The organism is Neobacillus sp. S1115, from assembly GCF_055385565.1.
In genome coordinates this window covers 5,587,153-5,606,296 of the sequence record NZ_AP038275.1, presented here as the reverse complement: position 1 = coordinate 5,606,296, position 19,144 = coordinate 5,587,153, and the positions used below count along the sequence as shown (strand labels likewise).

Here is a 19,144-nt window from a genome sequence, read left to right as displayed (position 1 = left end):
CACGTTTTCGTGGTGATGCAATAATAAATTAAGAGCAAGAAGAAGGAATGGAATAATTAACTACATTAGGAAAACGTTTGGATACGGAGGTGGTAAGCGTTATCTAAATATGTTAAGAGAAACCTAAATGGATCAACATGAAGATTTTTTATCATCTAGAAAAACCCTTATGTGTAAAAACAGTAATGAATTGAAAAACTACTAAACTACTTTTGAAAGAAGGGCAAAAGGATGAGAAAATGGCTAATCATGCTTCTAACTGTGGTTCTAGGATTATTGGGGCTTGCAGGCTGCAGTGATAGTGACAAAGCTTCTAGTGATGCTAAAGATGGGAAAGTCGAAATAACCTATGGCATTTGGGATAAAAAACAACTTCCAGCCATCGAAGATATTATTAAATTATTTAATGAAAAATATCCAAACATCAAGGTTAAAACGGAGATTACCCCTTACGGACAGTACTTCCAAAAGCTTGAAACAGCAGCAACGGGCGGTGCATTGCCTGATGTTCTGTGGATGAACGGGGCTCACGTTACCCAGTATGCAGAGGGAAAAGTAATCCTTCCATTAAGTGATATGGCAAAAAAAGACAATTATAGCTTGGATAATTATCCGAAATCATTAATAGACCTATATACCGTTGACGGAAAAGTTTATGGAATTCCAAAAGACTACGATACCATCGGTTTCTGGTACAATAAAAAGATTTTTGACGATGCAGGTGTACCGTATCCGGATGAAAGCTGGGATTGGAATAAATTAAAAGATGTGGCGAAACAGCTGACAAACAAAGATAAAGGGGTTTGGGGTTTTGCGTCTACGATTGCCAACCAAGAAGGCTATTATAATTTCATTTGGCAAAATGGCGGCTATGTTATTTCCAAGGATGGCAAAAAGGCTGGATTTGATGATCCAAAAACAGTCGAAGCCCTTAAATTCTATACAAGTTTCATAAAAGAAGGTTTATCGCCAACACAAGCACAAATGACCGAAACGGCTGCTTCTGAACTATTCTCTTCAGGAAAAGTAGCGATGATGCTTGATGGCCCTTGGATGGTACCGGAATATAAGAAAAATCCTGATTTAAATGTTACCGTCCTGCCAAAAGGAGAGACACGCGCAACAGCGATTCATGGATTGTCCAATGTGATTGCGGCCAATACAAAGCATAAAGATGCAGCATGGAAATTTGTCCAGTTCTTGGGCTCTAAGGAAGCTGCCGAGATTTATGCGAAAACGGGAACCGTCATTCCAGCGTTTAACGGCGCGCAGGATACTTGGGTGAAATCTGTTCCAAGCCTTAATCTTCAAGCCTTTATTGATGCAAGCGAATATTCTGTGCCGCTGCCGAATGCGAAAAGCACAGGAGAAATTTGGCAATACGAGGTCGATATCCTGAAAAAGGCATGGAGCCAAGAAGAAAGCATTGAAGATGCCGCAAAAGAATTAACGAAAAAAGCAAATGAGGCTTTATCTAAGTAGTAAAAAAAAGAAGAGGAGAATTGATTTCTTCTCTTCCATTTCCTTAAAGGGAGGGAATCATGTGAAAGAAATTCCTCTTCAGACCGAAGTCAAGCCAGCAAAAAAATTAAAGGGTGTGAGCCTTGCAAAGACCAGAAAGCGTTCAGATTACTTTTGGGCGTATCTGATGATTGCCCCGACGATGCTGGGGCTGGCTATTTTTTACCTGTGGCCGATCATCCAAAATTTTTACTTTAGTTTTACCGAATGGGGCTCTTTTGGCCAATATGAGTGGACTGGGCTCGATAACTACAAGCGGATGCTGGGGGATGCCACGCTCCTGCAATCTTTTAAAAACACGAGCATCTATATAATCTTTACTGTGCCGATTGGAATCTTCCTATCTATTATAATCGCTGTTTTGTTAAACCAGAATATTAAGGGGAAATCGGTTTATCGGACATTGTATTTTTTACCCGTGATTACCATGCCGGCCGCCATCGCTATGGTTTGGAAATGGCTCTATAACGCGGATTACGGGCTGCTCAACTATCTGTTATCATTAATCGGAATCAAAGGGCCGCAATGGGTCACCGACCCGCATATTGCCTTATATTCGGTCATTGCCGTCGCGATTTGGAGTGGGATTGGCTATAACATGGTTATCTTTCTTTCCGGGCTGCAGGGAATTCCGAAAATGTACTATGAAGCAGCCGAAATCGATGGTGCAGGCCCGATCACGGTATTCTTTAAGATTACGCTGCCGCTGCTCTCACCTGTCATTTTCTTTGTGACCATCATGTCTCTCATCGGGGCGTTCCAGGTGTTTGACTTGATTTTCATGATGATTGGAAAAGGAAGTACGGCATTAGAAAGTACGCAGTCTATCGTTTATTTGTTCTACCAGCATGCCTTCGTATTGAATGACAAAGGATATGCAGCGGCCATTGCGGTTCTTCTTTTAGTGGTCATCCTAATTATTACCGCGATTCAAATGGTGTTACAGAAAAAGTGGGTTCATTATGATTAAAGGAAGTGGTACCATTGCAAAGAACAAAACAGCTTGTTACAAGTAAAACATTCCTTATCCATTTCATCCTGATTGTCGGAGCGGTGGCAATGGTATTGCCTTTCTTATGGATGATTCTCACCTCGCTAAAAACGTATCAAGAGTCCATTCATGTGCCTCCCGTTTTCATTCCTGAGGAGTTCCAATGGGGGAACTACAAAGAGGTGTTTGGGCTCCTGCCTTTTTTTAAATTTATGTATAATACGGTCTTCATCACACTGCTTCGGACTGTCGGCCAGCTGTTTTTGTGTTCGCTTGCAGCCTATGCATTTGCCCGGATTGAATTTCCCGGCAGAAATGTCTTGTTTTTGTTAGCGCTGACCGTGTTAATGGTACCTGGTCAAGTGTTTTTGCTGCCGCAATATATGATTATGGTAAAGTTAGGCTGGCTCAATACGCTGTCGGCTGTTGTTGTGCCAGGATTGTTTAGCGCTTTCGGAACTTTCCTGTTGCGCCAATTCTTTATGGGGCTGCCAAAGGAATTGGAGGAGGCGGCAAGGCTTGATGGCTGCAACCACTTCCAAATCTATTGGAAAATCATGCTGCCGCTCGCAAAACCAGGATTAATTGCATTAGGGATTTTCACTACCCTTTGGAGCTGGAACGAATTGATGTGGCCAATGATTGTTAATAGTTCGCCGGAATCGATGACATTATCAGTCGGCTTATCCTCCCTGCAAGGCCAATATTTGACCAATTATCCGATTCTCATGGCAGGCTCTTTCTTGGCCATCCTGCCAATGCTGATCCTGTTTATCTTCCTGCAAAGGCAGTTCATTGAAGGAATTGCCGTTACCGGTGGAAAATAAGAATTTGCTCGGAACCGTTTAGGAAGTTTTTTTATCTGTTGGGTTGACCCTACAAGTAAGGATGTTATAATAAAATTACAAAGTAAATGAACTCATAGCTTCAGTGTCTATGAGTTTTTCTTTAAATTAACTTGTACCAACAACCCATCCTTACATAAATTTTTTTACAGTCGAGGTGCTAAGTATGAAAAAAGCCATTGGCCTTGATATCGGCGGGACAAAGATTGCGGCGGGTATCATTTCGGAAAACGGTGAATTGTTAAAGCGCGCCGAAGTGAAAAGTGATCCTTCAGATAGAGAGCACATGTTTACTAGAGTTGTTGAAGCCATCGAACAGGTTCTGAACGGTTCTTCTTTTTCGATTACTGACATAGAAGGCATTGGTGTAGGCGTACCGGGCAAGGTGGACCGGGAGACCGGAATCGCTGTTTTTCAAAATAATCTGCCTTGGGCTCAGTTTCCGGTCGCTGACCGCCTTAGGGAACAATTTGGACTCGAGCGAATTGAAATTGACAATGATGTCTATACGGCCGCCTTTGCCGAGTGGAAGGCGGCTGGCGGCAACAGAAATGAAACGTTTGTCTATGTAACCATCAGCACGGGCATCTCCTGTGCCATCATCCATCAAGGTTCCTTTTTCAGAGGGGCGGGGTTTGCCGGTGAGTTTGGATTAATTCCAATTCTAGCAAATGTAGCTGGTCGGAAATTAGAGCGCCTGGAAAAAGCGGCAGCCGGGCCAGCCATTGCAAAATTGGCCGAAAAGGTACTGTCGGGGACTCTATCGACTAAGGAAGTTTTTGAACGCTATCAAGCGGGCGCGGCCGAGTACCAACCAATTATCGATGAAGTGACGAACCATTGGGCGCAGGGTTTCTATTCGATTTCCTGTCTATTAGATCCGCATCAAATTGTGTTTGGCGGCAGCGTGATCGCCAATAATCCTTTTTTACTTGAAATCATAAAAGAAAAACTAAAATCCTATCAAATTCCTGAACAACAGCATGTATTACAGCGGATGTCCGTCAGCACCATCAAGCAGGATAACGGCATCGTCGGAGCGGGCCTCAGGGTATTTGAAGAAAATTAGGGGAGTGTTGAGAATGTTTACGTTAAGTTTGGAAAAATTAAAGCCGTTAGGTGCGGAGATTACCACAGCAGAAATCAAGCAACAGCCTGAATTATGGGCAGAAACGTTTACACTTTATAATGAGAAAATTGAAAAAATCCAAGTGTTTTTGCAGAACATAACAGAAAAGCATGGACGGGTTCGCGTCATTTTTACAGGGGCTGGAACTTCCGCCTATGTCGGCGACACAGTGACACCATATTTAAAAGGAAAAGTCGATGAAAAACAGTGGGATGTGCAGAGTGTTCCAACGACAGCGATTGTCTCTAACCCATATCAATTTTTGAAAGCCGATATCCCGACTTTGCTGGTTTCGTTTGCTAGAAGCGGCAACAGTCCGGAAAGTGTGGCGACCGTTGAGCTTGCACAGCAAATCGTCACGAATCTCTACCAAATCACGATTACCTGCTCAAAGGAAGGGCAACTGGCACAGCGGGCAGCAGGGGATGATGAGAATCTTCTATTATTAATGCCGGAGAAATCCAATGACCAAGGCTTTGCGATGACCGGAAGCTACACCTGTATGGCTTTAACGGCTCTGCTAATTTTTGATTCCTTATCAGATGAAGAAAAAGGACAGATTGTCAAAACCATCCGCGGCATGGGTGAAAGTGTTATCTGCAGAGAAGCGGAAATAGAAAAAATGGTTGGAGTCGATTTTGACCGGATTATTTATCTTGGATCAGGCGGCTTTGAAGGCTTGGCGAGGGAAGCACAGTTGAAAATTCTTGAACTGACTGCCGGAAAAATTGCTACCGCTTTTGATTCATCGCTTGGATTCCGTCACGGTCCGAAGTCATTTGTGAATGATAAAGCTGTCATATTCACGTTTGTTTCCAACCAGCCTTATACCCGTAAGTACGATCTGGATATGTTGAATGAATTGAAGCAGGATCAGGTAGCAAGCCTCATTTGTGCGATCTCTGTTGACGGGGACAGCAATTATACTGGTGATACATTCTTATTTGACCGTGAGGCAGGGACTGTACCGGATGCTTATCTGTCACTGCCGTTTGTGATGGTTGGGCAGACAATCGCTCTGCTTGCTTCTATTAAAGTTGGAAATACACCGGATACCCCATCACCGAGCGGAACCGTCAACCGTGTGGTTAAAGGGGTAACGATTCACGAATATAAAAGTTAGGCTGTTAACGTAAATATTGTTGCTTCTTTCTATAGAATTGAAGCAACAAAGCGTAATATTGACACTTTTTTGAGGAATTTTCAGGCTTTATTTGCGAATCCAGCACTTTTATTTGCGATTTTACGAATTTTATTTGCGAATTCAACCCTTTTATTTGCGATTTTGCAATTTTTATTTGCGAAACCTTATTAGCAACAATCTCTTAGAATAGGGACAAAAAATTAACAAGGATGTCATCCGCATCCATTATTCATAGAGGTGCATGTATGGATCTATTTATTTATGCAGATCAGTTTTTTCTTGAGGATGGGGTGGCAGGACCTGGTTATCTGGAAATTAAAGAGGGCAAATTTTCCTATTACCATCATCAACTGCCGAATCCGTCTGCAACAGTCATCGATTATTCCGGCTATTGGATTGCTCCAGGTTTGGTTGATACGCATATTCATGGCTTCCAAAACCATGATGTCATGGACAACGACCCTGAGGGGTTGAAGGTAATTTCCGAGGGGCTGCTCTCGTGCGGTGTGACCTCGTTTTTGCCAACCACTCTGACGTCTTCTACGGAGGCATTGAACGATGTGGTCACGATGATTGGAGAAAATTATTCTAGCGTTCCAGGAGCGAAAATCCGAGGAATCTTTTTAGAAGGTCCATTTTTCACAGAAAAACATAAAGGCGCCCAAAACACTAAATATTTCTGTGACCCATCAGTGGAGAAGCTGGAAACCTGGCAAGCCAAATCGAATCGTTTCATTAAAAAAATTGCGCTTGCTCCTGAACGGAATGGGGCACTCCAATTCATCGAACATGCCGTGAAGGATCAGGTAACGGTGGCGTTAGCACATAGTGATGCCACATATGAAGAGGCAAAGCAGGCGGTTGAAAAGGGTGCATCGATCTTTGTTCATACCTTTAACGGCATGAGCGGCGTGCATCATCGTGAGCCGGGGATGGCAGGTGCGGCGATGGCTCTGCCGGATGTGTTTGCGGAAATTATTTGTGATGGTCACCATGTCCATCCTGCAGCCGCCAATATTTTAATGAATGCCCGTGGCAGGAAGGAAACGGTTCTGGTTACCGATTGTATGATGGCAGGCGGAATGCCGGATGGCCGTTATCAGCTCGGTGAATTTCCGGTCGTAGTGAAGGAAGGGGCTGCACGCCTAGAAAGTGGAAGCTTGGCCGGCAGTATTTTGCAATTAATCGATGCCGTCAAAAATGTCGTCGATTGGGGAATTGCAACCCCGGAGGAAGCCATCTATATGGCAAGCACCGCACCTGCGAAGAGCATTCAACTGGACGAGGAATGCGGCAAAATCGCCAATGGTCTTGCAGCCGATTTTATTGTGCTGACAGCGGACCTGGAGCTTGCGGCGACGTATCTTGATGGTATTTGTCGGTACAAGGTCGAAAACTTCACGCAGAAAGAGGGAGTTCGATGATTTTAACGGTCACGATGAACCCATCTGTTGACATTTCCTATCCAATCCCACATTTCAAGCTCGATGATGTAAACCGGGTCGAAGCCGCCAGCAAAACCGCAGGCGGCAAGGGCCTAAATGTGGCCCGCGTCATCAAGCAGTTGGGCGAGGACGTTCTCACGACAGGAGTGCTAGGCGGAACAATTGGCGACTACATCATTCAGGAATTGACGAAAGACGAGATTGAAAGCAATTTTTTAAAAATAAACCAAGAATCACGAAACTGCATTGCGATTCTCCATGACGGCAAGCAAACGGAAATTTTGGAAGCAGGTCCGACCTTGACGAATGAAGACGGGTCTGCCTTTCTAGCAAAATATGAAAACCTTCTGCCCCACGTTTCTATGGTGACCATCTCTGGCAGTTTACCAAAAGGTCTGCCTTCGAGCTTTTATCGGCGGATGGTCGAGATGGGCCGGGATAAGGGTATTCCTGTCATTGTTGATACATCAGGGGAGTCACTGCGTCAGGTGTTGTTACATAAAGTAAAGCCATTTGCCATCAAGCCAAATATCACGGAACTAACGCAGCTTCTCAGCAGAAAAGTGGAGCAAAGCATTAGCAGCATGTCGCAGGCGTTAGGAGACGAAATGTTTCAGGGAATTGAATGGATTGTCGTATCAATGGGTGGGGAAGGTGCTTTTGTTAAACATGGTTCAGATTTTTACCGGGTGACCATCCCTCCGATTGATGTAGTGAATCCGGTCGGCTCCGGGGATGCAACGGTAGCTGGGCTTGCTGTTGCTCTGAAACATAAGCAGCCCGCCACGGTTGTGCTGAAAACGGCGATGACCACAGGAATGTTAAATACGATGGAAGCAGCCACAGGCCATATTAATACAGCTCATTTCAGACGATTTTTCGAATTGGTTCAAGTGGAAAAAATAGATTACTAGAGGTGAATGTCTATGTTAAAGCTAACGAAAAATAAACTAGAAGCCCTTAAACGTTTGTCAGATGAAAATGGGATCATTGGTGCATTAGCGATTGATCAGCGCGGTTCCTTGAAGAAAATGATTGCCTCCGGCAGCAAAAGTCCAGTTGGCGATGAGGGGATCGTCCGCTTTAAACAATTAGTTTCTGAAGAACTGACACCCTATGCAACTTCGATTCTATTAGATCCGGAATATGGGCTTCCTGCGGCACGTGTCCGTCATCCGGAAGCGGGATTACTAGTGGCCTATGAAAAAACAGGCTACGATGCCACGGCTGTTGGCCGTTTGCCTGATTTATTGACTGAATGGTCGGTACGCCGCCTGAAGGAAGCCGGCGCCGATGCAGTAAAATTCCTGCTGTATTACGATGTGGATGAAGATGAAAAAATTAATGAATATAAGCATGTGTATATGGAACGTGTAGGCTCTGAATGTGCGGCAGAGGATATTCCGTTTTTCCTTGAGATTGTCACTTACGATGCCAAAAACGATGATGCGAAAAGTTTGGAGTACGCAAAAGTGAAACCGCATAAGGTGATTGAAGCGATGCGGGAATTCTCTAAGCCGCAGTACCAAGTAGACGTTTTGAAGGTCGAAGTTCCTGTTGATATGAACTTTGTCGAAGGGTACACGGACGGAGCAGCTGCGTATTCGAAGGAAGAGGCGGCCGGCTATTTCAAAGAACAAAGCGAGGCAACCGATCTTCCGTTTATCTTCTTAAGCGCCGGCGTAAGTGCGCAATTATTCCAGGAAACATTGAAATTTGCCAATGCATCCGGGTCCACCTTTAACGGTGTCTTATGCGGCCGGGCTACTTGGAAGAACGGTGTTGCTCCATTTGCCGAACAAGGTGAAGAGGCAGGCCGTGCTTGGCTCCAGGGCACTGGGAGTAGAAATATCCAAGAACTGAACGCAGTCCTGAAAGAAACGGCCAGTTCTTGGTTTGAAAAGACCGCTCTTGGAATGTATCGCTAGTCAAAAGAAATATCTTAATATATCAAATGTTTTAAGGCCGGATTCGTCATGAATTCCGGCTTTTCGTCTCATATTAAGCTGCCGAACTTTTTTCATCCGCTATAAAAACTGCAAGTACGCGTAATTGGAGGGATTTACTGAAAATATTGAAGGAAATTATTACTGTTCGCTACCTTAATTACATTTAGGAGGTAAAAATGAAAAGGAGAAAGTTATTTTGGCAGATGCTGATGTACTTCGGTATAATTATTATCTTATTTTCTTCCGTTACAACATTCCTCTTATATAAAGAGAGCAGTGAAGTGTACCAAAAGGAACGAAGTCAGCATCAGAAAATCTTGCTGGAGCAGGCAAAAAAAAGTATTGATACAAGAATCCAGGTAGCTTTTAATGCACTGATGCAGTTACAAAATAGCCAAGAATTTAAAGATTACATTAGGCCAAATCAAAAAGAAGACTATTATTACCGAATGCTGCAATTGTTGAAACAGTTGAAAATTAATAATTCAGCATTTGCAAATTTTGAATATAGAAGCGGCGTACTGAACCTTGCTGATAACGTAGTCGTTACACAAGATTCAACGGTGAACAGAGAAATGTTTTTTAAGGAATTAGGATTTTCTAAAAAAAATATTTCAGCATTGGAGGATTATGTACATAATTCAACGCCGCAATATGGCAATCATCAAGTCTTGATCCTAGCGAACGAAAATAATAGTGATTATTTGACATTAATTAAAAAGGAAACAAATTTTAATAAAGTAGAAACATTATTCTTTATTTCTTTTTATGTAAAAAGTTTTTTTTCCTTCGTGGATGGAAAGGACAAGGAAGGGTTTGGTTTGGTAACTAAGGATGAAATAAAATATTTGCAGACCAATTTAGAATCTGCCAAAGTGAAGGACATCCTAGATCCTAAGGAATTAGCTAAATTGGATGAGCTTAGTTTTGAATCCGGCTCTGTCACGACGGAAAATGCTAGGTACGATATTCATCTTACACAGTCTACTGTTCTCAGTAATTTAAATTATGTTTATTTTTCACCAAAGCCGGCTTCAATTGCGGCGATGAAAAGGGTGTATCTAAAAGCCTTTATAATTGGACTTTCGTTGTTAACAGTAGGAATACTATTAGCTGCTTATTTAGTGAATCGAACGTATCGTCCGATACAACATATTATTCATCATTTGTCCCAATACCAGAATTATGAAGGATATGATGAGCTTTCATTTATAAAAAATACAACCGATCAAATTAGCACGATGAACGAAAATCTGAAGGAGACGATTGAGCAAAACAAGCTGCCGCTCAAACAGCAATTCCTTAACGAATTGGTTGTGGGTCCCATGAATCAAGAGGATTTTTCGGAGAAATTAAAGCGCTTTCCCCTCAAGGTTAGTCAGAGGAATTTGAAGGTCATCATGATTGAGGTTGATTCCAATGTCATTCTTCAGGAACGTCTTTCGAAAGAGGGAATCTTGACGGTAAAGCAGCAAATTCTCGGTATTCTTATAAAAGAAATTGAGCCGTTTTTTGCCTGTGAATTATTCGAATATGGCTATCAGAAAATTGTGCTTATCATTCATCAGGAAGATGTGGAAAATATTGTTTCAAGATTGACACTGTTATTTCAGGCGATGAATAAAGAATTAGAGCTTAATATTAGTACAGCTGTCGGTCAGCCGGTAGTCGGACTGGAGCAAATTTATCATTCATTTGAAAGTGCCCAGAAAATTTTGGAGAGTAAATTCGCTTTGGAGAGGAACACAGTCCTTTCATACGAGGATTTCACATATTTGGATCAGACAAACTTTTATTTTCCGTTGGATGTCGAACGGAGCTTAATTCAGCTAGTTGTTCAGGGAAACAGTGAAAAAGCAGAAACGATTCTAAATCGAATTCTTGAGGAAAATTTGTATTCTAAGAAACTGACAAGGAATGCGCTCTCCCAATTCGTGTTTGCAATCAGAGGGACAATTAACCGGATATTGCAGGCAGCCAATAAAACATCGAAAGAGATTTTCGGTGATAAAATGTCCACTTTCCATTTCGAACTTCAGCAAATTCATGATAAAGATCAATTAGAAGAGAGAATCCGTTGGATTTTTTCAGTGATGTTAATGCAAATTAGTACAAAGGAAAGTGAGGAGGAAACGTCGATTGCGACGAAATTTTTAAATTTTATTCAGCAAAACTATGAAAAGGATATCTCCCTTCAAGATCTTGCTGATGAATTTGGGTTGTCCTCCAGCTATATCAGTACCATTTTTAAAAATCATACAGGTGAAAATTATAAAGATTACTTGAATAAATATCGTATTTTAAAAGCGCAGGAGATTTTAGAAAACAGAGAGGTAAAAATAAAGGAATTGGCAGGGATGGTTGGATTCAACAACGTGAACACATTCATCCGTACTTTTAAGAAATATGTAGGACTGCCTCCGGGACAATATGAAAAAAGCAGTTAACATTTTGGCGTGGATTGGAACTTAATGTCCCATTCCATGCTTTTTTAGTTTATTTACCGTTTCTCCACAGTCATTTTCTTAAAAAATGGATATTCATTTTTTTCGAATATCTACAAAACTTTCAAAATAGGAGAAATCAAAACCGCTACAGCACTTAAATATTCAAAATAAAATAAAAATTTGAATATTAGCCTAAAAAATTGGAGATAGCAACCGTGGACATGGTTTTTTATGATGAGAATAACAGAGAGCAGGAGGGGGAGTTCATTGAAAAATATAAGAAAGCGCATTCGCTGGCAGTAAACGCAGGAAGGATGGTTGCAGTTGAATAGTCCATTGTCAGAAGTAAAAGAAACAATTGTTCCAGCAAAACAATCGCTCCTTGCAGTGAAGCTACAGGCAGCAAAAACGATTATCTGGCGCGATAAATACCTCTATTTAATGCTAATTCCATTTATTCTATGGTATTTAATTTTCGCCTACAAGCCGATGTACGGATTGCAAATTGCATTCAAAGATTATAGCTTATTTAAGGGAATCTCAGGAAGCCCCTGGGTCGGGTTTGAAAATTTTGAACGTTTTTTTCACAGTGAGTATTTCATCAGAAATTTAGTGAATACATTTATGATCAATTTTTGGGGTTTAATTTTTGCTTTCCCGGCACCGATTATTCTTGCTTTATTGTTAAATGAAGTAAAGAATATGATGTTTAAAAAGACCGTACAGACGATTACGTATCTTCCTCACTTTATTTCGGTTGTCATTATCGCAGGGATTGTCACCAATTTTCTGGCGCCAACGAATGGGATTGTCAACATTATAATTGAAAAATTGGGGGGAGAAAAAATCAATTTTCTCGCAATGCCGGAATTCTTTCGTACTATTTATATTGGCTCGATGCAGATTTGGAAGGATGTAGGCTATAGCGCCATTATTTATTTGGCAGCGATTGCCGGCATCAATCCTGCCCTATATGAGGCGGCAAAAATGGATGGGGCAAACAGGTGGAAACAAATGTGGCACATCACCCTGCCAGGAATGCTGCCGACGATTATGATTTTACTGATCTTAAATCTCGGTAGTTTTCTCGAAGTAGGCTATGAATCGATTATCCTGTTATACCAGCCTGCCACTTATGAAACGGCTGATGTGATTAACACTTATGTGTACCGGGCAGGTCTTCAAGGCGGAAACTATGAGGTAGGAGCAGCGGCCGGTTTGTTTAATTCGGTTGTAAGCTTGATATTAGTAGTTGCAGCCAATCGTTTAAGTAAAAAAATGACTAACATTGGATTATGGTAGGTGATGAGATGAAGCAATCCTTTTCTGATAAACTATCATCGGGCTTTATTGCAGTAATCTTAATTTTGCTTTCAGTTGTCTGCCTGTATCCCTTTGTCTATGTCCTTTCCGCTTCATTTAGTTCAGGGAATGCGGTCATCACGGGTGAAGTGGTACTGTTTCCAAAGGACATCACACTTGATTCCTATAAATCTATTTTAGCGAAAGAGGGGTTATGGCAGGCGTATGGCAATACCGTTTTCTATACCGTAGCCGGTACTGCTTTTAGTATATTATTGACCATTTGCGGAGCCTATCCCCTGTCAAAAAGCAGGCTCCGGGGCCGGACCTTTGTCGCTTTTTTTATCGCGTTTACCTTGTGGTTTGGTGCGGGGCTTATTCCGACTTACTTGAATTTTAAAGATTTGGGGTTATTGGACACAAGGACTAGCATTATTGTCGGGTTTGCCGTTTCAGCGTTTCTCGTCATTCTCTTGAGGACCTTTTTCCAATCCATTCCTGATTCTTTAGAGGAGTCGGCTAAAATGGACGGTGCCAATGATTTGCAAATCCTGCGGTATATTTATTTGCCGTTATCCAAGCCCGCCCTAGTGACCGTAGGACTTATTTATGCAGTGGGCAAATGGAACAGCTACTTTTGGGCGATGATCCTGTTGAAAGATGAAAGTAAAATTCCGCTTCAGGTACTGCTGAAAAAAATGATTGTTGAAATGAGTTTAAATGAGGAACTGACAGGTTCGATGAATGCCGCCAATACGATGTCACAGGAAACGTTTATTTATGCCACAATTATTGTGTCGATTTTGCCGATTGTGCTGGTTTACCCCTTCCTTCAGAAGTATTTTGTGAAAGGGACGATGATTGGCGGGATTAAAGAATAATTTTTCGTTGAGGGCACTTAAAAGAGCAGTCTATTAGTTGAAGCTTTAGCAAGTAAAAACATATATGAGCGGGGGTAAAAAAATGAAGAAAAGAAAATTAGTCGTTCCTTTACTTGCAAGTATGATGATGTTAGCAAGCGGTTGTAGTGATGCTGCTTCCACCAGCAGCAAAGAGAAGAATGCGAAAAAGGATGGAAAAGTTGAGGAATTGAAGGTCTTTATGCATGCATCCAATGGTTATTTTATTTTCAATGATGATTGGGCCACCTTTAAAGAAGCGGCTAAAAAGACAGGAATCAAACTAAAAGGAACGGCGCCAAAATCGTCGACAAACAGTGCGGAGGCATTTAACTTGATGATTGCATCTGGAGAGATTCCGGATTTGGTCCACGGTCAAAAGAAATACTTAAATAAATACGGAATGGAAGGTGCTTTCCTGCCGCTGAATGATTTAATCAAAAAGCATGCGCCAAATATCCAAAAATACGTAAAAGAAAAAGAGGGTTTCTTAAAGGCGAATCAAGGTCCGGATGGAAAGCTGTATATGGTGCCATATATTTCTGATGGCTTGGTAGCGGAAACATATTTTATCAGACAGGATTGGCTTGATAAGCTCAAGCTTCAAATGCCCCAGACAGTGGACGAGTTTTACAATGTTTTGAAAGCGTTTAAAGAACAGGACCCGAATGGAAATGGGAAACAGGATGAAATCCCGTATTTTTCGGAGGATAATATCCTTGGTCTGAGTACATTATGGGGAGCCTTCGATGGCCTGTACCTTGATAAGGGTGAAATAAAATATGGACCATATGAAGCAAAGTTCCAAACAGCAATGGAAAACTTGTCAAAATGGTATAAAGAAGGGTTAATTGATCCAGAAATTTTCACTAGAGAAAAATCAAGGGAATATTTGCTAGGTAATAACCTTGGCGGGGCATCCCGATATTATCCTGGAAGTACGGCTGGATATAACGATGCACTAAAGGATTCTGTTCCAGGTATCAATTTTGTCGTAATGGCACCGCCTGAAAATGCAGACGGCAAACGAATTGAACCGACGAAACGATCTGATTATGGAAATAATCTGGGTGTTGCGATTAGTGCACAGGCGGAAAATCCTGAAAAAATTATTAAATATCTTGATTTTTTCTATAGTGAAGAAGGGCGAAGATTGATGAACTATGGAATTGAAGGCGAAACTTATGAAATCAAAGATGGGAAACCGGTGTTTACTGATAAGGCGTTAAAGGCAAAAGATGGGAATATTGTTGAAAACCTAAGGTCTTACGGAGCTCAAGTTCCGTTCTCCTTCCATCAAGATTTTGAATATGAAAAGCTTTGGATGAATCCAATTGCGGTGAAAGGGATTGAGGAATATACAAAGGGCAATTACTTTACTGAACAAATTCCGAACCTGACATTTACCGCGGAAGAAGAAAAAATTCTTACAGATATTGGAACGCAAATCACGACTTATAAAGATGAAACTGTACAAAAGTGGATCATGGGATCAGATCCAGTAAACCTTGAAGAATTCAAAAAGCGATTGGATGAAATAGGCTATAAAGAGTATATCAAAGTTTACAAAGAGGCTTATAAGCGTTATCAAGATAGCTAAGCTCTTCTTTTAGTTTTATGACCCTGAGGTGTTAGTTCTTCCCCCTGAACTAACACCTTCATTTCATACTGAGGATGGGAGAAGAATATGAAATTTAATCAGAACCCGATTTTAAAAAATCCGCTTAAAACGAGAGAAGATGTAATGGAGGCAGTAAAACAACTTTGTCTGCCATTGGTTGATTTTTACTCAAACGGTAAGTCTTTATTAGACGTTGGCAGAACGAGCGCCATTTCAAGAAATCAAGTCATCCAAATGGAAGGATTTTCACGTCCATTATGGGGGTTGGTTCCTTTTTGGAGGGGCGGCGGCACATGTCCAATATTAGAGAATGTGTACCTCGAAGGCATCCGAAATGGCTCCAATCCGGATCATGAAGAATATTGGGGACCCATTACTGATGTTGACCAGCGGATGGTAGAGATGGCTGCTCTCTCATTGGGGCTGATTCTCGTTCCGGATAAACTGTGGCATCCTTTAACGGAACAGGAAAAACAAAACTTGTATCAGTGGTTAAATCAAATAAATGAAAAACAGCCTGTCGATAATAATTGGCTTTTTTTTAGAGTCATGGTGAATACTGCGTTTGATAAGTTGGGGTTACCCTATGATCAAATACTTCAAGAGAAAACGTTAACGAGATTAGAAGAGTTCTACTTAGGGGTTGGCTGGTTTTCAGATGGCAATGCCCCGCAGGTTGATTACTATATTCCGTTTGGGTTTTATTTTTATGGGCTTATTTACGCAGAAGTCATGAAGGATAAGGATCCGGAACGCTCCAAGCGATTTAAAGATCGGGCAAAAGTTTTTGCGAAGGACTTTATTTATTGGTTTTCCGAGAATGGCTCATCAATCCCTTTTGGCAGAAGCCTAACCTATCGATTTGCCCAAGGGTCATTTTGGAGTGCGTGTGCGTTTGCTGATCTCGAGGTCTATTCATGGGGCGTGATGAAAGGAATTATTCTGCGCCATTTACGATGGTGGCTAAGTAAGCCAATCTATCATTCAGATGGTACTTTAAGTATTGGGTATGCATATCCGAATTTGATTATGGCGGAAAAGTATAATGCTCCAGGTTCACCCTATTGGGCACTGAAAATATTCCTGCTGCTTGCCTTGGATGAAAATCATCCGCTGTGGGCTGCAGATGAGGAGCCACTGCCTAAACTCGAACACACGAAAGGGCTGCTGCACCCGAACATGATCATTTCAAGGGATGAAGACCATGTGTATGCTTTGACCTCTGGACAGTATGCGTTATTTGAACCTGCCCACACGGCTGAAAAATATGCAAAGTTTGCTTATTCGACTGCTTTTGGATTCAGTGTGCCAAAAAGCAACTATGACTTGATCCAGGGTGCGTTTGACTCGATGCTCGTTTTCAGTGAGGAAAATATGTATTATCGCGGCCGCAGAAAATGTGAAGAAGTAAGGATGGAGGATGCAGCCATTTTTTCACGCTGGAAGCCATGGAGTAATGTCGAGGTGGAGACCTGGCTGATTCCTCTGAAGGGCTGGCATGTAAGAATTCATAAAATTCAAACGGAAAGAAAGCTTAATACAGCCGAAGGCGGGTTTGCGATTGCCCGTGAAAAGGAAATTAGTCTTCAACACCTTCATCAGAAATTGGAAGGTGCAGATGGTATTGCTACCCATTGCCCATGGGGGCTTAGTGGAATCATCAATTTATTTGGAGAACGGTCGTCTTCCTTAGTATTAGCTGACCCAAATACAAATGTACTACATTCTTCTACTTCGTTTATTCCGACTTTACACGGAGAAATCAGCCCTGGAACACATCTATACGCAACAGCCGTCGCAGGTCATTGTGATTCGGAACGGGGAAAATTCCTTTGGGAGCGTAAGCCTGGGTTAGTTTTTAGAAATGACAATCTGGTTATTGTGACCGATGAAAATAAAGAAGTTTTTGAGATTAAGGGAATCCTAGCGGCATCAACTGTTTGAGGAGGAGTGAACATGATGATTAAACAATTCAATAAAACTGTTACAGATGAAGGTATTCTGCGAAAAGAGCGTTATGCAAGCCGGCCGGCATTTTCGAGGGAGGATGCAGAAAACGCCATTCGCCATGTATTAAAAAAAATAGACCAAAAGCTACCGCGTTTTACTGAGCAATTTCCAGCCCCTTGTACAACAAATCTTCGCTATGAAGCTACGGAAAATCTCGAGTGGACACCGGGGTTTTGGACTGGAATGCTATGGCTTGCCTACGAAGTAACGGGTGAACCGAAATACCGTGAAGTCGCGGAAATTCAGCTGAATAGCTATCGGGAAAGAATCGAAAAAAGAATTATGACCAATACCCATGATCTCGGCTTTTTATATACCCTCTCCTGCATGGCTGCTTATAAATTGACGGGAAATCAAGAGGCACGGACGATTGCCTTGAACGCCGCAGACCTCTTGCTCGAAAGATTTCATGAAAAGGCAGGGATTATTCAGGCGTGGGGAGATTTAACCAATCCTAAGCAGCGGGGCCGGATGATTATCGATTGCAATATGAATCTGTCTTTACTCTATTGGGCTTCAGGAGAAACCGGCAATCTTAAATACAAGCAAGCTGCCTATCAGCATATTCTCCAGGCGTTTGACTATATTGTACGGGATGATGCGTCTACCTACCATACGTTTTATATGAATCCTGAAACTGGCGAGCCAATTAAGGGTGATACACACCAAGGATTCTCCGATGAATCTTGCTGGTCTCGGGGGCAGGCTTGGGGTATGTACGGCTTCCCATTGAGTTATCTCTACACAAAAGATGAAAAGTTACTTTCAGTGAGCAAAAAGTTAACTCATTATTTTCTCAATCGGCTCCCTGAAGATGATGTCTGCTACTGGGATTTGTTTTTTATCGAGGGAGAAGAGGAACGAGACAGTTCAGCCGCGGCAATCGCGGCATGTGGATTACTGGAAATGGTCAAACAGCTGCCGGTTTTAGACAAAGACCGCAAATACTATGAACATGCAGCCGTAAAGATTATTTCTTCGTTAGCGAAACAGTATGTTTCTAGTGAGGAAGATGCAGAAGAAGGCGTATTGCTTCATAGTGTGTACAATAAAAATTTCGCCCACGGGGTCGATGAAAGCTGTATGTGGGGCGACTATTTTTACTTTGAAGCGCTTGTTAGATTGACGAAAAACTGGACATTATACTGGTAGTTTAAAAGGAATGGGGCGGTGTTCATCATGGAATTAAACGGGGTAATGGGCAGGCTGTATAACGGAATGGAATGGATTTCAAAGCTCGTCTATGTACAATTTCTATGGCTTCTCGGATGTGTAGCCGGACTCGTCATCGGCGGGCTATTTCCGGCTACAATGGCCATGTTTGCGGTGCTTAGGAAGATGATCCAACAGGAGGAGGAATTTCCCTTTTTTCAGACGTTTTGGGTTACATTTCGCAGAGAATTTTGGAGGGTAAACGCATTAGGCGGGATCATAAGTCTGATAGGGTTTATCCTGTATTTCTATCTTGTTTTTCTAAAAGCGCATGAAGGGGCAGTTTCTGTAATTCTCTATATTCTCGTGTTGTCAATTACCTTTGTCTTTCTCATTACAAACTTGTTCTTGGGTCCGGTTTTTGTTCATTATCAGCTGCGTTTCTTTCAATATCTGAAAATGGCTCTTTTGTTTTGCCTTTCCTGCCCGTTTCACGGGATTTCCATGATCGGCGGGCTTGTCGCATTTTATTTCTTTATGTCATATGTAACAGGCCTGCTGCCATTCCTAAGTGTAAGTTTATTGGCATGGTTTTTGATGTTTATCGCGAACCTAGCATTTCAAAAAGCAAAGCAGGAATCAGCTGCTGGGAAACTATCAATCTGAAAATATCCTTGTTCAGGGAAATA

Annotated in this window: 15 protein-coding genes; all 15 read left to right on the top strand. The window is 41.9% G+C overall.

Annotated elements, in window-relative coordinates:
• Positions 1-231 precede the first annotated feature (231 nt).
• Positions 232-1,482: an ABC transporter substrate-binding protein gene (locus tag ACZ5B7_RS27445; RefSeq protein ID WP_464491735.1), complete on the top strand. Its 1,251-nt coding sequence runs from the start codon at positions 232-234 to the stop codon at positions 1,480-1,482.
• Positions 1,483-1,552: 70 nt separating this feature from the next.
• Entirely contained in the window at positions 1,553-2,491 is a 939-nt protein-coding gene (locus ACZ5B7_RS27440; protein ID WP_464494585.1) for a carbohydrate ABC transporter permease, read from the top strand.
• A gap of 89 nt (positions 2,492-2,580) precedes the next feature.
• On the top strand, positions 2,581-3,339 hold the full coding sequence (locus tag ACZ5B7_RS27435; RefSeq protein ID WP_464494584.1) for a carbohydrate ABC transporter permease: 759 nt from the start codon (positions 2,581-2,583) through the stop codon (positions 3,337-3,339).
• A gap of 184 nt (positions 3,340-3,523) precedes the next feature.
• The gene (locus tag ACZ5B7_RS27430; protein ID WP_464491734.1) at positions 3,524-4,426 is read left to right on the top strand and encodes an ROK family protein; all 903 of its coding nucleotides are present in this window, start codon (positions 3,524-3,526) and stop codon (positions 4,424-4,426) included.
• Positions 4,427-4,439: 13 nt separating this feature from the next.
• Positions 4,440-5,609 (top strand): SIS domain-containing protein, encoded by a 1,170-nt coding sequence (locus ACZ5B7_RS27425; RefSeq protein WP_464491733.1) that lies wholly within the window; start codon positions 4,440-4,442, stop codon positions 5,607-5,609.
• Between the two features lie 266 nt (positions 5,610-5,875).
• Complete coding sequence (nagA, locus tag ACZ5B7_RS27420; RefSeq protein ID WP_464491732.1) at positions 5,876-7,054, top strand: N-acetylglucosamine-6-phosphate deacetylase; 1,179 nt, start codon at positions 5,876-5,878, stop codon at positions 7,052-7,054.
• Positions 7,051-7,989 (top strand): tagatose-6-phosphate kinase, encoded by a 939-nt coding sequence (lacC, locus tag ACZ5B7_RS27415; RefSeq protein ID WP_464491731.1) that lies wholly within the window; start codon positions 7,051-7,053, stop codon positions 7,987-7,989. The genes nagA and lacC overlap by 4 nt, the downstream gene beginning before the upstream one ends.
• A gap of 12 nt (positions 7,990-8,001) precedes the next feature.
• Positions 8,002-9,003, top strand: a complete 1,002-nt coding sequence (lacD, locus tag ACZ5B7_RS27410) for a tagatose-bisphosphate aldolase (protein ID WP_464491730.1) — start codon at positions 8,002-8,004, stop codon at positions 9,001-9,003.
• Between the two features lie 197 nt (positions 9,004-9,200).
• Entirely contained in the window at positions 9,201-11,471 is a 2,271-nt protein-coding gene (locus tag ACZ5B7_RS27405) for a helix-turn-helix domain-containing protein (protein WP_464491729.1), read from the top strand.
• 324 nt (positions 11,472-11,795) lie between these two features.
• Positions 11,796-12,773 (top strand): ABC transporter permease, encoded by a 978-nt coding sequence (locus ACZ5B7_RS27400; RefSeq protein ID WP_464491728.1) that lies wholly within the window; start codon positions 11,796-11,798, stop codon positions 12,771-12,773.
• 8 nt (positions 12,774-12,781) lie between these two features.
• Positions 12,782-13,654 (top strand): carbohydrate ABC transporter permease, encoded by an 873-nt coding sequence (locus ACZ5B7_RS27395; protein ID WP_464491727.1) that lies wholly within the window; start codon positions 12,782-12,784, stop codon positions 13,652-13,654.
• 82 nt (positions 13,655-13,736) lie between these two features.
• Positions 13,737-15,272: an extracellular solute-binding protein gene (locus tag ACZ5B7_RS27390; protein ID WP_464491726.1), complete on the top strand. Its 1,536-nt coding sequence runs from the start codon at positions 13,737-13,739 to the stop codon at positions 15,270-15,272.
• 87 nt (positions 15,273-15,359) lie between these two features.
• A complete protein-coding gene (locus ACZ5B7_RS27385; protein WP_464491725.1) occupies positions 15,360-17,237 on the top strand; it encodes a DUF2264 domain-containing protein in 1,878 nt (625 codons plus the stop codon).
• A gap of 12 nt (positions 17,238-17,249) precedes the next feature.
• The gene (locus ACZ5B7_RS27380; RefSeq protein ID WP_464491724.1) at positions 17,250-18,455 is read left to right on the top strand and encodes a glycoside hydrolase family 88 protein; all 1,206 of its coding nucleotides are present in this window, start codon (positions 17,250-17,252) and stop codon (positions 18,453-18,455) included.
• Between the two features lie 27 nt (positions 18,456-18,482).
• Positions 18,483-19,121 (top strand): YesL family protein, encoded by a 639-nt coding sequence (locus ACZ5B7_RS27375; RefSeq protein ID WP_464491723.1) that lies wholly within the window; start codon positions 18,483-18,485, stop codon positions 19,119-19,121.
• Positions 19,122-19,144 lie beyond the last annotated feature (23 nt).